Raw genomic sequence first — 541 nt, 5'->3', positions numbered from 1 at the left:
CGATAAAGAACTTTACCTCGACGCTGTCGGCATCGGTTGAGTTTGATCCTAAAGTTTCCAATCGCATTTTCTCTATCGCTTGCGTGTCGATTTTAAGCTACGAGTTGCTGCCACAGTTGATGAAGCAGATTCACGAGTTAGCGCCGAATATCGCTTTGGAAGTGCACCCGCTGTTTACTGAGGATTACGAAAGTGATCTACGCTTACAACGTTATGATTTAATTATCGATTTAGCACCACGCGGGAGAACGGTCTTGAAAGTTGAACCCGTGATCTCTGAGCGTTTGATGGTGGTGTGTAACAAAGATCACCCTCGCATCGCTGAGAGTATTTCTCAAGAGCAGTTTTTTGAAGAAGAGCACGTGGCAATATCGCAGTGGCAAAGCCGAAAAAGCATGCTGAGTGCAGAAGACATTGTTGATTTGGACAAACGCAAAATCATGTATCGAGCCGCAGGAGCACTGGAAATGTTGCCGGTTATCTGCGGTAGCGAATACATTGGTTTGATGCCAGAATCGATGATTAAGTTGTTCAGTAATAC

Annotated in this window: 1 protein-coding gene; it reads left to right on the top strand. The window is 44.9% G+C overall.

Going from position 1 to position 541, the window contains the following annotated elements; genetic code table 11:
- On the top strand, nucleotides 1-541 hold a 541-nt coding region (locus tag R7040_RS29370; protein WP_318098036.1), incomplete at both ends, for a LysR substrate-binding domain-containing protein.

It is taken from the genome of Vibrio sp. 1069, assembly GCF_033340555.1.
The sequence above is the reverse complement of the archived record's forward strand: the minus strand, read 5'-3'. Positions and strand labels throughout refer to the sequence as shown.